Origin of the sequence: Halobacteriovorax sp. DA5, from assembly GCF_002903145.1 — a bacterium.
GTDB lineage: Bacteria > Bdellovibrionota > Bacteriovoracia > Bacteriovoracales > Bacteriovoracaceae > Halobacteriovorax_A.
The window spans coordinates 506,701-522,124 of the sequence record NZ_PPDJ01000001.1; the positions used below are offsets into that span (position 1 = coordinate 506,701).

15 protein-coding genes and 1 tRNA gene are annotated in these 15,424 nt (G+C 37.0%); 5 read left to right on the forward strand and 11 right to left on the reverse strand.

Annotated elements, in window-relative coordinates; translation table 11 throughout:
* Nucleotides 1-128 precede the first annotated feature (128 nt).
* Nucleotides 129-932 (forward strand): TIGR02147 family protein, encoded by an 804-nt coding sequence (locus C0Z22_RS02535; RefSeq protein WP_103216763.1) that lies wholly within the window; start codon nucleotides 129-131, stop codon nucleotides 930-932.
* 42 nt (nucleotides 933-974) lie between these two features.
* Here C0Z22_RS02535 and C0Z22_RS02540 read toward each other — a convergent pair whose 3' ends face one another.
* The 8 genes from C0Z22_RS02540 to C0Z22_RS02575 all read right to left on the reverse strand — a co-directional run bounded on the left by C0Z22_RS02540 (nucleotide 975) and on the right by C0Z22_RS02575 (nucleotide 7,333).
* On the reverse strand, nucleotides 975-1,181 hold the full coding sequence (locus C0Z22_RS02540; RefSeq protein ID WP_103216764.1) for a DUF5522 domain-containing protein: 207 nt from the start codon (nucleotides 1,179-1,181) through the stop codon (nucleotides 975-977).
* A gap of 8 nt (nucleotides 1,182-1,189) precedes the next feature.
* Nucleotides 1,190-1,690 (reverse strand): hypothetical protein, encoded by a 501-nt coding sequence (locus C0Z22_RS02545; RefSeq protein ID WP_103216765.1) that lies wholly within the window; start codon nucleotides 1,688-1,690, stop codon nucleotides 1,190-1,192.
* Between the two features lie 113 nt (nucleotides 1,691-1,803).
* Complete coding sequence (locus C0Z22_RS02550; RefSeq protein ID WP_103216766.1) at nucleotides 1,804-2,118, reverse strand: VF530 family DNA-binding protein; 315 nt, start codon at nucleotides 2,116-2,118, stop codon at nucleotides 1,804-1,806.
* Between the two features lie 317 nt (nucleotides 2,119-2,435).
* Nucleotides 2,436-2,511, reverse strand: a tRNA-Ala gene (locus C0Z22_RS02555).
* Between the two features lie 55 nt (nucleotides 2,512-2,566).
* Nucleotides 2,567-4,768, reverse strand: coding sequence for a hypothetical protein (locus tag C0Z22_RS02560; protein ID WP_146037763.1), 2,202 nt, complete (start codon nucleotides 4,766-4,768; stop codon nucleotides 2,567-2,569).
* A 64-nt stretch (nucleotides 4,769-4,832) separates the two neighbouring features.
* Nucleotides 4,833-5,444 carry a hypothetical protein gene (locus tag C0Z22_RS02565; RefSeq protein WP_103216768.1) on the reverse strand — a complete coding sequence of 204 codons (612 nt, stop codon included), beginning with the start codon at nucleotides 5,442-5,444 and terminating at the stop codon, nucleotides 4,833-4,835.
* A gap of 95 nt (nucleotides 5,445-5,539) precedes the next feature.
* Nucleotides 5,540-6,868: a tetratricopeptide repeat protein gene (locus tag C0Z22_RS02570; protein WP_146037764.1), complete on the reverse strand. Its 1,329-nt coding sequence runs from the start codon at nucleotides 6,866-6,868 to the stop codon at nucleotides 5,540-5,542.
* Between the two features lie 30 nt (nucleotides 6,869-6,898).
* Nucleotides 6,899-7,333, reverse strand: a complete 435-nt coding sequence (locus C0Z22_RS02575) for a hypothetical protein (RefSeq protein WP_103216770.1) — start codon at nucleotides 7,331-7,333, stop codon at nucleotides 6,899-6,901.
* Between the two features lie 192 nt (nucleotides 7,334-7,525).
* Here C0Z22_RS02575 and C0Z22_RS02580 point away from each other — a divergent pair, with 192 nt between their 5' ends.
* The gene (locus C0Z22_RS02580) at nucleotides 7,526-7,810 is read left to right on the forward strand and encodes a hypothetical protein (RefSeq protein ID WP_103216771.1); all 285 of its coding nucleotides are present in this window, start codon (nucleotides 7,526-7,528) and stop codon (nucleotides 7,808-7,810) included.
* A gap of 86 nt (nucleotides 7,811-7,896) precedes the next feature.
* On the opposite strand, the gene hisS is transcribed toward C0Z22_RS02580, so the two are convergent.
* A complete protein-coding gene (gene hisS, locus C0Z22_RS02585; protein WP_103216772.1) occupies nucleotides 7,897-9,237 on the reverse strand; it encodes a histidine--tRNA ligase in 1,341 nt (446 codons plus the stop codon).
* 104 nt (nucleotides 9,238-9,341) lie between these two features.
* Between hisS and C0Z22_RS16295 the strand changes: the two genes are divergently transcribed.
* Nucleotides 9,342-10,298 (forward strand): M23 family metallopeptidase, encoded by a 957-nt coding sequence (locus C0Z22_RS16295; RefSeq protein WP_103216773.1) that lies wholly within the window; start codon nucleotides 9,342-9,344, stop codon nucleotides 10,296-10,298.
* Nucleotides 10,298-11,503, forward strand: coding sequence for a DNA recombination protein RmuC (locus C0Z22_RS02595; protein ID WP_103216774.1), 1,206 nt, complete (start codon nucleotides 10,298-10,300; stop codon nucleotides 11,501-11,503). Before C0Z22_RS16295 ends, C0Z22_RS02595 begins: the two co-directional genes overlap by 1 nt.
* Nucleotides 11,504-11,706: 203 nt before the next feature.
* On the opposite strand, the gene C0Z22_RS02600 is transcribed toward C0Z22_RS02595, so the two are convergent.
* Nucleotides 11,707-11,958 carry a BolA/IbaG family iron-sulfur metabolism protein gene (locus tag C0Z22_RS02600; RefSeq protein ID WP_103216775.1) on the reverse strand — a complete coding sequence of 84 codons (252 nt, stop codon included), beginning with the start codon at nucleotides 11,956-11,958 and terminating at the stop codon, nucleotides 11,707-11,709.
* A 30-nt stretch (nucleotides 11,959-11,988) separates the two neighbouring features.
* A complete protein-coding gene (locus tag C0Z22_RS02605; RefSeq protein ID WP_103216776.1) occupies nucleotides 11,989-12,384 on the reverse strand; it encodes a hypothetical protein in 396 nt (131 codons plus the stop codon).
* Nucleotides 12,385-12,514: 130 nt separating this feature from the next.
* On the opposite strand from C0Z22_RS02605, the gene C0Z22_RS02610 reads away from it, so the two are divergent.
* A complete protein-coding gene (locus C0Z22_RS02610; RefSeq protein WP_103216777.1) occupies nucleotides 12,515-15,424 on the forward strand; it encodes a helicase C-terminal domain-containing protein in 2,910 nt (969 codons plus the stop codon).

Sequence of the window (15,424 nt, forward strand, 5' to 3'; positions counted from 1 at the left end):
CCTTTAGAAAAATAGTTTCAATTGATATTGAACAGGAGTAGATTTAACAAGCAATAAAATATGTGTATATATTTTTTATATACATTTTGTCCCTTGAATGTTTATTTTTAATATACTATTCTTCGTAAATGGAAATATTCGAGTTTAAAAATTATCATAAATTTCTTCGTTACTTGATTCTCGAGGCTTATGCACAAAGGGGACTTCAGGCAAAGTTATCAAAGGCAATTGGTTGCCAAGCTGCATATCTATCGCAGGTATTGAAGGAAAAGGCCGATCTAAGTGAAGATCAAGCGTATAAATTAAGTGTATTTTTTAACTTCTCCAAAATTGAAACAGAATATTTCTTAAATCTAATTCGCTACGCTAGGGCCTCAACTCACGAACTTAAAAGTTACTTGAAGTACAAGGGCGAGAAAATTGCTGAGGAAGCAGGTAATCTAGCTTCTAGAGTCAATTCAATGGTTATTGACGATGAAAATGAGCAATATAAAGACTATTTTATCTCATGGATACCGTCTGCGATACACATCGCGACTAGTTGTCCCAAGTTACAAACAATTCCTAATCTGGCCAATCACTTTGCACTAAGTGAGAAAAAAGTTAGATCAACTCTTATCTACTTAGAAAAGCTTGGCCTAGTTGAAAAACATGATCAAAACTACATCTTTAGCGGAAAGTCTATACACCTTCCATTTGAGTCTTGGCTAAACACACCTCATCAGATGGCAAAGAGAATACAAGTGTTAGACATCATTGCCAAAGAAGAGCCTAATAATATTCATTATTCTTCTACATTTACGATTGATGAAAAAGATTTCTTACCTCTAAAGGAGAAAATTTTAAAGCTAATTCAATCCACTCAAGATGACATTAAGGAATCTGGAACAGAAGTTGTTTGTGGCCTGAATATTGATTTATTTGAAACTTAATTAAAATAGGATAGCTCTATACTGCTTAGAACTCTTGATCCACTAACTTTTTCTTTTCTTGAAGCCCCAAGGGCAATGGCGGCAGCCATACTTACAGCATTTTCTCATGCGTTTAAGGCGTACTTCTGTTGAAACAATACCGCCTGTAACAGGGTCCTTATAATAGTCTTCACCATTTTTGACGGCCTCGTCATGTAGAATGCGGTACTGTTGTTTTAGGTTATTCTTTTTATTCTTATTTCTAGACATATATTAAGTTATGCCGCCTGTACTTGTTTGGAACTTTCCTCTAATGCAGCAACTCCACTTTTATAATCTTTTGTGAACTTAATAAACTTATATAAGTAGATTGAGCAAACAGCAATGGCAAAGTAAGCAAAGTGCCTAATCGCTATTTGAATATTTTCGTATTGTATTAAAGAAAGCTTTCCAATCCAGTAACCTACAAAGGTTGAGATGAGGAAGCTGTCGCGAATACAATAAAATGCAACGGCCGTAATAATCATGGAGTCATCTGAGGCCAACATTAATTCACCTCTTCTAGATCTTGCACCAATGATAAATTGAAACTTTTTAACATTCATATAAGAAATTTCAATTTCTTCACCTACATAAATATGGTCAGCGATATATGTAGTTGTGATGACATTCTTAAGTTTGGTACCATCTTCAAATTCAAGAAATGTGTACTCTCTAGTTTTTCCCTTTACCTTAGATGAGCCATATCCAATAACTTTTGATTTAACTGTTGAAGCCACGCTTTCTCCTCACTTTATTAACGTTCAATAGTCGGCTTAGCGGGCGAAAATCTTTAATTGATGTGGTTTTAGATATTAGAAACACTTCCTAGTGATTATTCTTATTATGCCTCTCAGTATTTTGTCTTACGCCCACCAGTACCACTTCCAAGTGCAAGGTCTTTTTTTGATACCGTTCCATCGCGTTTCATTTTTTCTATCGTTTCTAAATTCCCACGATACATCTTCTCTATCTTTTGAATGGCCCATGGATTTTTTCTAATAAATTTTAAAATTTTATTAAACATGGGAGGCTCATCATTGAAACTATTGATCTCTGTCATTGCATAGATTTCTTTACAGCCAAAGAGATTGATAACATCTGTTAACATCATCTTTAAAGTTACACCCTCTAAGGGGTCTTTCTTGCGATTTGTTTGATCATTCATTTTTTTTACCTAGTTTTATATTGTTTAAGATATGGTAACTTATAAAGTGTTATACATCCATTTACACTTTATTGCTTGGTTAAGTTGGCAAGGAGCTGTAGTTCCATGGGTTTTATCTTTGCGCATGGTCAACGAAAAGTGATCTTGCACGAAATGTTCTTTTTTAGATAGTAAGCTAGTTTGCAGGGGAGTCGACTTTTGCTCCTGCGTCGTCGACACGATGGCATCCATGCCATCGACCGCCAAAAGCAATTAGATCTGATACTAATATCAACAAAAACAAAAAAGCCCACTCTTGCGAGTGGGCTTTTTTGTTTTGGTGGACCTTAGCGGGATCGAACCGCTGACCTCTTCGCTGCCAGCGAAGCGCTCTCCCAGCTGAGCTAAAGGCCCTCAATTGAGATATTTTGTAGAAAGATAATAGCCAACCCTGGTGGGGTTGGCAATATTATAATTCTGGTAAATCACCACTTTGATCAAGTTCACGAGCGATTTCTGCTTTCTTTGTGCTTACGGCCTCTTCGTAATCACGATAGAAACACTGGTTTTTGTAAGCTTCATTCTTTGTTGAAAAGCGCTCTGTACCTTGGATGAGGTACGGGATTCCGCCACTTTTATCCAGTAGCTCCTTACACCTTTTAAGAACATACTTTGCTCTTAGGCCCATACCTTTTTGTTTAATCATCGGGTAGTAGATGGCACAAGAGTGGAGAGTGTCACGGTAGATATCGTCACGGCTTCCTTTATCAAGGGCGACTTTTACATTCTTGTTTAGAACCTTGATAATCTCTTTTGCGAAAACCTTTTCAAAGTTTTTACGTGCTGTATTCATTAGTGGGATATTACTTGCTCCCACATTATCTCCACGAAGAAGGCTTTCTTGCATTCCACGATAAATTGGAACTAAGAAAATATACTTCGAGTAGTTTAAGCTATCTTGGTATGTAAGCTCAGGAGATTCAGCATATGGAAGGCCATATAAGAAGAATTCTTCAACTGTCCTGATATAGTTGTAAAAACTTGCATCAATTGTTTCAACTGAAAGTACATCACCATCAGATAGGTTATTTGCAAGATACGTATAAGCAGCTTGAGAAAGGTCCTTGAAGCTGTCACACTGGCATGTTGGATTGTCGATATCACAATCCTCTGGCGTTAGTCCTTGTGTGTCTGTCACAACATTTTCAAAATTAACGAGTGCCTTAAGGGCCTTTAGTGCTTTCTTAATTCTAATTGAAAACAGTGACGTTGCCTCTGGCCTTGTTGTCGTGTTTTCTAGGTCTTCTTCAAAGATTTGAATAACTTCAGTAATCGAGAAGTCCTTCTTGTTGTCGCGCCAATTATCTTCGGCCTCGATTACTTTATAAAGTCTTTCAACGTTTACTGAGTTTCTAAGCTTTTCAGAAAGTCTTTCCTTATCGGCACCAAGGTCAGCTAAGGCCGGCTTAATTACTTCTTGGATATATTGCGTACGATCTTCATCACGTGCAATAGCAGCTTCCTGACAGTCACTATTTTCTTTTACCCAGTACTTACCATCTTGGAACTCTCGACAGTAAACTTTAAGTTTAGAGTTGATATTTGTATACCAAGTCAGCATATGGGCCCACTCTGACCATGGGCGAATGTTTTGATAGCTATCATTCCACTCTTCAATCTCGTAAGGATTTGGTTGATAGAGCCTAAGTTTTGCTTGCTCTTTTTGTAGAGTGGCAATTGTTACAATTGTATCCTGTTGGTTTGCTGTCTCGTAAATATCACGAAGTTCACTAAGGATTCGTTGAAGACGAGGGTAGTGCTTTCTTAAGTTTTTTACTCTTTCAAAATCTTTTGTTGGAGTATCAAGCTCCTTAATATAATTGTACAGCCACTTTGCTTCTTCTCTTGTTGCATTTTTGCGACGAAGGTTACAAGTCATTGCATTGATATTCTTATAAGCACACTTGTAAGAGACGTAGTAGTTACGATTATTATAGAGATCTTCTAAAGCTTGGTTAGCATCATTACCTTTAAATTGAACGTATGAAACAAGACTGTCCACCATATTGGCAAGACCTGTTGAAGCCGCTGCTGTAAATAGGTTCGATCCAGGATAAAGTGCGCCTGCAACTTGACCCATAAGCATGATCGTTGGACGAATCATTTTTGTGCCAAGATCCTCATCACACTCTGGTGCCGCTCTAAGATCATCAAGAATCGTTGTGGCCATACTAAGCGAATCAACAATTCCATTATTACGGTTATTATCCGCATCAAGTAGTTCTTGTCGTCTGCGCTGTAGACTTAGAATTTCTTGATCAAATTGTCCCGTATATGAGCTAGCTGTAACAAGCTTATAGACTTCACTCGAAATCGTCTCAAGGTTTGAGTCAATAATTGAAAGCTCACTAGAGCTTGAACGGTATTGTTCATTTAAAGAGGCGAGGAAGGCCTTTGAGTTGGCATATATTGACTGACAACGGTAGCGCTCATCATTAATATCTTTGATGGCCGTGATTAGTGAGTCGACAACTTCAAGGACTGCTTGGTCACTTACGAATTGACATGAGTTTGCAAGACGCCCGCTAAAAAGGATTGAGCTGTTAAATTGAGCCTTAGAAAACGTGGCCACCATCGTGATGGCCACTATTTTAATTATAATTTTAATCATTAAAAAAACCTGTGTGTTGTGTTCTTGTGTGTATTTATTTTTTTATTTTTTTAATCTTTAAATTTTATAGTCTGCGACGATCAACTTTACTTGGTCCTGAGATACAGCTTCTAAGTGCATCAACAACCTCTTCTTGATCGTTACATGAATATTTTGACTTACACTGCTTTTCAAAACAGGCTACATCAAAAGTCCCTGTACATTGGTTTGTAATCGCTTTTAAGTCTTCAAGACTATCAAAGTCTCTTGGGTGAAGTCTTGAAAGAGCACTTGCTAAACAAGAGTTTTGAACAAGCCAAAGTCTCGAGTTAATAAAAGTGATCTCTGAGAATTCATCACGATCATAACGGTACATATTCTTCATTGCTGTTTGATGAGCATATCCAGATACATACTGACAAGAGCGAGCAATTGAAACCATTTCTTCAATTTCATTTTGCTCATAGCTTGAAATAAGCTTCATTGATAAATCAATACATCCTAAGTCTAGTTGTCTTGAACATGCATCAAAGATCATACGATGCTCTGTTCTTGAACTACACTCACCTGGATTATTTGCACATAATTTCTCAACACATTGAGCTTGTGTATGAGATGGAATTTGTGGTGCTTGAAATTGCGCCATTGTACTAGTTAAGTAAACAATAGCAGCTAGCAAGATTACTGCTCTAAACATAAATACCCCCAAAAATTTCCTATTCTTATATAATTTTGGTGGGCCTATGCAAAGGGCTTTATAGTACGGCGCGGAGCGAAGTGTTCGAAATTACATTAAGCATTATAAAATTTATCGAGCCTAACCTTCATATTTGGAAAGATTTTAATGGCCTGCTCATACCACTCTTGGGTGCTTTCCTTCTTTCGGTTCATCTCAATAGAGCGCTTAATGATGATTTCATAAAGGATTTCTGATTTATAGCCGCTGTTTAGTGTATCAATGGCCATCTTTAGTGATTGAGAAGCAGTTGAATCTTTGTCACATACAAGGGCATCCATCAACGGTGCATTCTCATATTTTGGAAACTTCTCTTTTTGTTTTACTTGAATAAATTTAGTCGTTTTATTGTCTGGCGTATGGGCCAGAACCACTAGCATACGCTCTAAAATTGCAGGCTTTGTCGTACAGATAATTGAAGCTTCTTCTAAGAGTTTTAATGAATCCTTATATTTCTTGTCTCTTAGAAGTTCTTGAATTGAAGTATTATCGAAATCAATCTTATCCAATTCACATTGAACATAGATAACAAGAGCTGCAGCAATGGCATCTTTAATATCATCAGATGGTTCATTCACTTTCTTATACGCCTCATAGTAGTTTAAGATAAGCTCATGCTTTCTCGCTGCAACTGCAACCATCGATAGATCCCTTAGCATATCTGGAGAAATAGGGTAGGCAGCATGAAGTTTTAATGAATACTGAAGTGCCATATAATAATTTTTTTGATGCTTATATGCTTTAAAGAATAATTTTAATGTATTGAAGTCTGTTGAATTTAGAGCATAGGCTTGTTCAAGTGACTTTATCGCCTCATCATACTTTTCTTCTTTAAACTGGCAAAGACCTTCAAGGTAGTGTGTTTCAAATGGATTTTTTGATAGTTCACGGGCTTTTTGCGTGATCTCAAAAACCTTGTCATGCTTTGAACCAACATACTCGTAGGCTTCATTGATTAACTGTCTATACTCACTAGGGGAAGACTTCATTTTGTAAAGTTCTTCCATAAGTGCTTTGATGCTATCGACTGTAAAAGGAATCGGAAGAACAAGATCGACTTGTTGTTGCGCGATTCTTGAAATGGCATCAATAGAGTCATTTTGTGTTAAGAGAATAAAACTATTCTTTGTACGATTTGGAAGTATTTTTAAGTGCTCTTTAAGAACTTGGTTATAGCGTCCTTCCGCTAGAACTTCATAAGAGAATACAAGAGTAGGCTTAAAGCTTTTCATCTCTTTAAGTGCATCTTCAAAAGTTTTAGCAAATCGAACATTCTTTCTCTGGACCCCCAGAGTTTTAAATGCATTCTCATAGGCCACGCGTGCGTTTCCTATGGACTCGACTACTAAAACTTCCATGTCGTTAAAAAATGCTTCTCTATTCATTTCTTCAATTCCGTAACTGTCTCTTATTTTTTATTCTTCGTGTGTGTTTCTATATTGATTTAAAAGTTCATTGAAGCGCTCTTGTCTTTCTAAGATCACTGCTTCAATTTTCTTGTGCTCCTTCATGTTGTCCTCTAGTAAACGAAAAACAACTTTATTTTCTTCAGGGCCATACTCTTCAATCTCCACGACTTCACTCGAAAGCTTTATGACATTGCTAAGTTTCGTAATATCGCTTAGCTGACCTTTTGGGACCTGCGAGCTTTGAATGATGTAGAGATTAATTTTGTGCCCACTAGCACATGTTTTCTTTGGAATAATTGCACAAATACTATTAGGTGATTCCAACATCAGTATTTGGTTTTTTTCTGTATCGTAGACGTTTGTATTACTTGTAATATTCTCAAACGCTAATATAAATTTATTGCTTTTTTCTGAAGCAATTTTAATAGCTTGTTTATCCATCACTAAAGATTAGCTTAAGCTTGGAATCGGTGCAAAGGTGACCATTTTACCCACTTATTTAGTTGAGATTAGTGCTATTTATCGACAAATTAAAGAGGCATTCCGTTTTTTTTATTGACGTAGTTTAGGCCAGGTACTTAAAATTACATTATTACAAATTTTTCATTAAAAACACTAAACACGAGGTTTAAAATGGCAAAGAAAAAAGCTACGAAAAAAGCAGCTCCAAAGAAGGCAGCAGCAAAGAAAGCAGCTCCAAAAAAAGCAGCTAAGAAAACAGCTAAGAAAGCATCTAAAAGAGAAATGCTTCTAGTTGGTTCAAAAACTAAAGAAGCACTTAAGGGTAAAGGATACAACGTATCTTCAGACGCTCTTGAAGCAATGAACGAGTACGTATACTGGCTAGTTGATCAAGCTCAAAAGAGATGTACAGCTAACGGTAGAAAGACAATTCGTCCATACGATATCCTAGGATAATCGACACGAATCAATTTCGTTAGAAATAAAAAGGCCACTCTTAGAGTGGCTTTTTTTTTGTCCAAGATGGATGGTATGTCGACTATTTAAAGTTTAATTTCTGATTGTTCTCCAGATTCCATATGCTTCACTTGTAGCACGCCTCTTTCCTTCTCAGCATCACCATAGAAGATTACATTCTTAACTCCACGCTTGTTAGCGTAAGTCATCTGTTTCTTCATTTTTGCTGAAGTAGGGTAGATTTCAATCGAGTGGCCTTCTACTCTAAATTTACGAGCAATTTGTAGGTATTCTTTTTGGTCTTCATCACTCATGTTGATGATCATATAATCAACGCTTGCACTAATCTCTTCGAATAATCCGCGATCAAGCATCACATCATAAATTCTTTCTGCTCCAAATGAGATACCAACACCTGAGAGTTTCTCTTTTTGACCAAACATACTTGTTAAGTCATCGTAGCGTCCACCGCCTCCGATGCTTCCCATTGAACCATCAACTAGCTTAACTTCGAAGATACAGCCAGTGTAGTAATCAAGTCCTCTGGCCAGAGTAGGGTCAAATACTAGGTTTTCAATACCAAGCTCTCTTACGTTTGAAAGAACAAATTCTAGCTCTTCTAGGCCAAGCTTACCAATTTCATCAGTACCAAGGAACTCTCTAATTGTTGAAAGCTTCTTATTTGAGTCACCTTCAAGTGTTAGTAGAGTAGAGAGGCGACTTACTTGATCTTCATTGAATCCGCGGCCAAGTAGCTCTTCACCAACTTTTTCAGCACCAATCTTATCAAGCTTATCAATGGCAACTGTCATATCTGTTAGTTTGTCACTAACTCCAAGAACACTTGCGATACCCTGAAGAATCTTTCTGTTATTGATAACGATTTCAACACCGTCGATTTTTAGATCTTTAAATACATCGTGATAAACCTCAACTAAAGAAACTTCACTTAGTAGTGATTCTGTTCCGATGATATCTCCATCACATTGATAGAACTCTCTATAGCGACCTTTTTGAGGGCGATCAGCTCGCCATACAGGCTGAATTTGGTAGCGTTTAAATGGCAGGGCCAGCTCATTAAGATTTGCACATACATAACGAGCAAATGGAATTGTTAGGTCGTAGCGAAGGCCACGATCACACATTTTGCTCGAAACAGCTGAAAGATTCTTTTCTTCTAAATCTTCTGGTTTTACTTTCTTTAAAAAGTCTCCTGAGTTCAGAACACGAAAAAGAAGTTTATCTCCTTCCTCTCCATATTTTCCCGTAAGTACGTTCAGGTTTTCAACGGCCGGCGTTTCAAGTGGCATAAAACCGTGAGATTGGAACCTCTTTTTAATTGTTTCAAAAATATGATTTCTTCTTGATGACTCAATTGGACCAAAATCTCTTGTACCTTTTGCATTTTGCGGCTTAATAATCGCCATTAAATTACCCCTTCGAAATAAATATATTTGTTTATACCCTGATTTTTAGTACTTTTAAAGCAATAGGCGTTTAAAAAACGTGACTTCTTTGCCATAATTTTCTTATGAGACAACACACAAAGCTATTACTATTTTTCTTTATTCTATTTATTTATTCATGTGCTGGAATTAAGCCATTACCTAAGCTTGGAACTTATGAAGTTGAGCAGCGTGTGGCCTATCCTGGTAAGGTCAATAAAATCGTCTTGCAATTGCCAAGTATTGGCGAAAAATTTCGCGTTCTATGTGGCGAAGAGACACTTGGCCACAATGTGAAAGGGAATACGCTTGAAACAGTCTGGGCACCGCAGTATTGGTATTTTGAAACAAAAGACGGTGAAGAGACAAACGCACCAACTTCGGTTCACTGTTACCTAAAGTCTGAAGTATACGGACAAGAGGTTCAATACCATATTGCAACTTTTGAAGTTAAGCCATTTGAGTATAAGAAGTCTTATATTAAGGTTTCTAAAAAACACGTGGATTTAGCTCCTGAGGATGTTAAGCGTTGGCAGGAAGAGGTGAAGTTACAAAAAGAAGCCTATGCAACTGCTGAACTTGAAAAGTCATTAACTGATAAAGAATTTATTAAGCCACTAAACTCAAAAATTACTGCCTATTATGGAAACCGTCGTGTCTTTAATGATAAGAAAAATAGCTGGCACTCAGGAACAGATATGCGTGCCAGAAGGCCAACTCCTGTAAAAGCTTCGAATGATGGTAAAGTTATTCTTGTTAAAGATCTCTTTTTTAATGGAAATGCCGTCTTTATTGACCACGGTGCAGGTGTCATCACGATGTATTGCCACTTGTCAAAATTCAAGGTTAAGCAAGGTGAAACAGTTAAGCGTGGTCAAGTCATCGCTTTAAGTGGTAATACTGGTCGTTCTAGTGCTCCACACTTACACTGGGGTGTTCGTGTGCAAGGCAAGTGGATTGATGGACTACAGTTCATTAAAGAGAAAGGGCGAGAGCAAAAGGCCCAAAAATATGTTACGCCAAAAGTTGAAGGGAAGAATTAATGACTCCAATAATTATTGTCATCGTTTTACAAGTTGTAATCTTAGCTTTCTTATTTCTAATTTTTAAGAAAGAACACACGGTTAATTTTGATGAAGTAACAAATCTTATTCGCTCTCAAAAAGACGATATGACAGAGACGCTTTTTAGAAATAATAATCAGCTTGCGGAGAATTTTTCAAATCTTAGAGAGATCGTTGTAGAGCGCTTAATGGAGACAAAGGGCGCACTTAATAAAGACATGTTTAGTTTTAAGGATCAGCTAACTCAAGATCTTGAAAAGAAATTTGATAAGACTAATCATGCTATTCAAGAAAAGCTTGAAAAGATTAATAATAAGGTTCAAGAAAACTTAAATGAAGGTTTCAAAAAAACTAACGAAACTTTTACTGGAATCATTGCTCGTCTTGCTAAAATTGATGAGGCCCAAAAGAAAATTGAATCTCTTTCAACGAATGTTGTAAGTCTACAAGAGGTATTAACAGATAAGAAGTCACGTGGGATTTTTGGTGAGGTTCAATTAACTTCTCTTCTTAAGTCTGTCTTTGGAGAAGGTGATAAGTACTACAAACTTCAGTTTAAGCTATCAAATGACAAGCTTGTGGATGCCATGCTTGATCTTCCTGAGCCAATTGGAAGACTTTGTGTGGACTCGAAATTTCCGTTAGAAAATTTTAAGAGAATGTTTGAGGGATCGGTTGAGGAAAAAACTGTTGCTCGTCGTGAATTTGTGAAGAACGTTAAAAAGCATATTGATGATATTTCTTCAAAATATATTATTAAGGGGGAAACTTCTGAGCAGGCCGTTTTATTCTTACCTGCAGAAGCAATCTTTGCAGAGATCCATGCTTATCACGAAGATATTATTGCTTACTCACAAAAGAAGAATGTTTGGATCGCTTCACCGACAACTTTTATGGCCACATTAACAACAGTTCAGTCAGTTCTGATGAATATGGAGCGATCTAAGTATATGTCGATTCTTCACGAAGAGATTAATAAGCTAGGAGTTGATTTTGGCCTCTATGAGAAGAGATGGGGCGATCTAACTAAGCACTTAGCGACGGTTACTAAAGATGTAAATAATATTAATATAACAACTGGAAAGATTTCTAAGAGATTTCAGAGGATTATGGAAGTTGAAATCGATAAGGGGCAAACCCCAGAAGTCGAATTTTCTAGTCAGGAAAGCCTAAATGACCTATAATGGTCATTAGATTTCAAAGAAATTTAATTAAAAGGAATAATATATGAGTTTAGAAGTATTCGTAGCACTATGTTTAGTTGGTTTCTGGGCCCTTCTTCCAGCGTCTCTTGCAATTGCATGTAAAGATTTTGATGATGCGATGATGGATGATCACCACTAAGAAATAATCAATTTGATTTTTATTTAAAAAATATGAACAGGGACTAGATTAGTCCCTGATTTTTTGCCTGTTCAAAAGTTAGCGTCTTTAGCTGTACCGCATGTAAGTCTTCACTTAACTTTTGCTTTAAAATATCCATAACCATTCTGTGCTGAGCTAAAAGCATTTTACCTTTAAATTCATCACTCACGATTGTGATACCAAGATGATCGCCTCCACCAGTTAGGTCGTAGATCATTACTTGTGAATCTTTGATATTTTCTTCGATGATTGTTTTTACTTGTTCAAATAACATATAAACTCGCTTTCTTTATTTTGCGTTTTCTTATAGTACAACTTTAGAAGCTGCATAGAAGCTTGTGATAAAAGTTAAAATTCTAAACGCTAAAGTAGTAATACCTAGGTAACGGTGCTTTTTAATAAAGCTAGAATTACCTTTTAGAATCATACGGCCAGAGATTACCATTGCGATGTAAAGAAGTACGCTTGATACCGCAAAGAATAGGTGAATCTTTAGAGCTGTTTGCGATTGGAATACTTCCATTGCTTTATCAATTGCACTGCGGCTTAATTCAATTTGTAGAATTAAAATAACATCCCAAATCATCGCTCCAGACATTATCTTAACGTGCTTCTGGCGTTTTTTGCTCTGGGTTACTCCATAAATCATTAAAGATAGGATCAAAAATGATTGAATTTGAAAAAATGTCGCTGAAGACATGGCGCACCCTTACGTAATGAAATTATTAATAATATGTAGCCTAGAATAAGGCATAAAAAGGTGATTATCAATACGATTTAACAATGTTAAGTTAAATAAAGGCGAAGGCCTATGGGAGCAGTAAAGAAGCATGGATACGATGAATACAGAAAATAACACACTAGGCAAATGGGCACTTCTTGATATCGAGACAACAGGTGCAGATTGTAGTGTTGATGAAATAATTGATGTTGGTTTTCTTCAGTTTGAAGGAACTAAACTTGTTCATAAATATGAATCACTATGTCGTCCTAGTTTTGAAATTTCGAAGTTCATTCAAAAGCTCACAGGTATTGATAACAAAATGCTAAAGCGTGCTCCGCTTCTTGATGATGTTATTGGAGAAGTCCTTGAGTTAGATGGCCACGACATTCTCGCTCATAACGCAGATTTTGAGGCCGGCTTCTTAGACCATCACTTTGAAACACTCGATTTTAGAGAAGGTCACCGCTGGCAAGATTCTCTTTATTTTCTTTCACTCCTTTTCCCTCATATGTCTTCACTTAAACTTGAAAACTTTATTGTTGGTTTTGGATTAGCTGAAAAAGAATTACACCGAGGGTTTCAGGATTCAGTTGATCTTTTAAAAGTTGTAATTGTCGCAACACTTATGACAAAGAAAGATGCCGGTAAATATAACTTCATGATGTCAATAATGCATAAGTACTCACTTCATGATTATTGGTTCTTTAGGTTTCTATGTCTTTATGAAGAAGAGCTATTTGAAATCTCTGAGCAGATAGATTTTGATCCAGCAGCTCATATTGAGATGGCCCTAGAGTGGGCATATCCTAAAACACTTGAAGATAAGCAGGTGTATGAGCAAAATTTCGATATAACTTTTAACGGGCAAAACGTAAAAAATATCTTTAGCAATGAAGAGAAGGTTTCGTCATTATTCAATGGCTATCGCTATCGTAAGTCACAAGAGGATCTGGCCCTTAAAGTTGGCCAATCTTTTAAGAATCATATTCACGCCATGGTGCAAGCGCCAACTGGAACGGGGAAAACTCTTGGCTACTTAGTGCCAAGTGCACTATTTGCATTAAGTGAACAGAAGCAAGTTCTTGTTGCTACAGGGACAAAGACTCTTCAGGCCCAGGCCATGAATAAAGATGTTCCGGCACTTCATAAACTTTTAGGAGTTTCACCAAAAGATCTGAAGATTCGCCAGCTCATTGGTTCAAGTAACCACTTTTGCGAACTTCTATTTACGCAAAGACAAAATGAGGAAGACCTTTTTTCTCAAAGTAATGACATAAAAGATAAGTTTGCAGATATCTATTTTGAATCTCTTTTCTATCACAATTCAAATAGTGCGCTTGAACATATGATCTCTAAAGATGATCTACCATTTGTTCTTCGTATGAAGCTTGAAAACTTTACGCAAGCTCAAAAAGACTTGGCCGTAGATTACCGCGCTTGCTCAAGTAAGCAGTGCCCATTCTACGCCAACTGTACTTATATTCGAGGTTTAAAAGACGCTAAGGAAGCTGATATTATTATCGGAAACCACGCTTTGATGTTTTCTTGGACAAAGTCTTTTCCTAGACCTGCTTACGTGGTTGTGGACGAGGCCCATAAAATTGAAGGTGAGGCGACAAAGGCTTTTTCTGCAGAAGTGGCACAAAGTGATCTTGAAAGTCTTCACAAACAATTTCAAAACCTACAAGGTTTAGGTTCTCTTTTCTACTTAATCAATACAATGATTGAAGAAAATCAAGAGGAAGAGATTTCGTCTCTTCGAATGTTATCAATTGATACGGCCTCTATGCTTAGAGATCACTTATTTGAGCTTCCAGAAAAGTTTGAGATGATCTTTAAAAAGATGCCTCGCTATACAGATAAATTTTGGAATGAGCTTCCAATGATTATGCCAACAGAAAAAGAAGGACTTCGCTTAAGTGTCTTCCACCATCTGGAGAGTATTTTCTATCTTCTAAAATCAGTTTATGAAAGATTATATCCGTATACAATTCGTTGGCAGGCAAGTGATATGCAAGGCCAAGGTGAAATTACTGCTTGGACTCGTTTTGAAGCATTTGTCGGTCAGCTTGAAGATGTGATGAATGCTCTAGCTGTCTTATTAAAGATTGAAAGCTCATCGCAGCCTCATTCTTTATCAATGAAGTATCATGAACAACAAGGCTTCTTACTAACTGCAGGCCCAATCAACACTGGGCGCATCTTACATGACCAGCTTCTGCAGACCTCATCATCTGTTGTCTATACTTCTGCTACTCTTGGCAATGAGCATGGAGATCAGGGAAGTCGTGGCATGGAATGGTCGACGGGCTACCTCTATAGTGAGCCTGAAAGACGCTTTAGAACAGGGCTCTATCTACCTTCAGTATATGATTATAAGAATCGTACAAAAGTTTTCTTGTGTGACGATACACCATCGCTTTACGACAAAGATTTTGTAAAGACTATTTGTGATCGTCTAACACCATTCATTGAGGATATTGATGGTAGAACCCTTTTACTATTCTCTGCACGCGCTCGTTTTGAAAAGGCCGTGGAATATATGCTGGATAAATTTGAGGGCAAGCTACCTGTTTTCGTTCAAGGAATGGGTGCCAATGTTGTGGAAGAATTCAAAGAAAGTGGTAATGGTATTCTCATCGGAATGGAGTCGTTTGGAGAGGGGATTGATGTTCCAGGTGATGCTCTGAGATTTGTTTTCATTGATAAAATCCCTGATCTTTCAATGGAGCAAGTTATTCGTCTTCGTCGTGAGTACTATGAAACTAATATCGGTAATGAATTTGAAGATTACTATCTTGCACACAGAACAAGAAACCTTCATCAAAAGCTTGGAAGACTTTTAAGAACTGAGTCGGATGCAGGAGCGGTTGTTGTTATTGATTCTCGTATTAAGAAGTGGAAGAATTCGACAATGTCCAAGCTAACAAAGCAAATGGAGCCATATCAAATTCATCGCACAAATTTTAAGGATGCTCTTGAAGCTTCTAAAGATTTTGTTAATACCCTTGATTAG

Coding starts and splice junctions, on each gene's coding strand:
- C0Z22_RS02535 (WP_103216763.1), top strand. CDS start 129: ATGGAAATATTCGAGTTTAAAAATTATCATAAATTTCTTCGTTACTTG.
- C0Z22_RS02540 (WP_103216764.1), bottom strand. CDS start 1,181: ATGTCTAGAAATAAGAATAAAAAGAATAACCTAAAACAACAGTACCGC.
- C0Z22_RS02550 (WP_103216766.1), bottom strand. CDS start 2,118: ATGAATGATCAAACAAATCGCAAGAAAGACCCCTTAGAGGGTGTAACT.
- C0Z22_RS02560 (WP_146037763.1), bottom strand. CDS start 4,768: ATGATTAAAATTATAATTAAAATAGTGGCCATCACGATGGTGGCCACG.
- C0Z22_RS02565 (WP_103216768.1), bottom strand. CDS start 5,444: ATGTTTAGAGCAGTAATCTTGCTAGCTGCTATTGTTTACTTAACTAGT.
- C0Z22_RS02570 (WP_146037764.1), bottom strand. CDS start 6,868: ATGAATAGAGAAGCATTTTTTAACGACATGGAAGTTTTAGTAGTCGAG.
- C0Z22_RS02575 (WP_103216770.1), bottom strand. CDS start 7,333: ATGGATAAACAAGCTATTAAAATTGCTTCAGAAAAAAGCAATAAATTT.
- C0Z22_RS02580 (WP_103216771.1), top strand. CDS start 7,526: ATGGCAAAGAAAAAAGCTACGAAAAAAGCAGCTCCAAAGAAGGCAGCA.
- hisS (WP_103216772.1), bottom strand. CDS start 9,237: ATGGCGATTATTAAGCCGCAAAATGCAAAAGGTACAAGAGATTTTGGT.
- C0Z22_RS16295 (WP_103216773.1), top strand. CDS start 9,342: ATGAGACAACACACAAAGCTATTACTATTTTTCTTTATTCTATTTATT.
- C0Z22_RS02595 (WP_103216774.1), top strand. CDS start 10,298: ATGACTCCAATAATTATTGTCATCGTTTTACAAGTTGTAATCTTAGCT.
- C0Z22_RS02600 (WP_103216775.1), bottom strand. CDS start 11,958: ATGTTATTTGAACAAGTAAAAACAATCATCGAAGAAAATATCAAAGAT.
- C0Z22_RS02605 (WP_103216776.1), bottom strand. CDS start 12,384: ATGTCTTCAGCGACATTTTTTCAAATTCAATCATTTTTGATCCTATCT.
- C0Z22_RS02610 (WP_103216777.1), top strand. CDS start 12,515: ATGGATACGATGAATACAGAAAATAACACACTAGGCAAATGGGCACTT.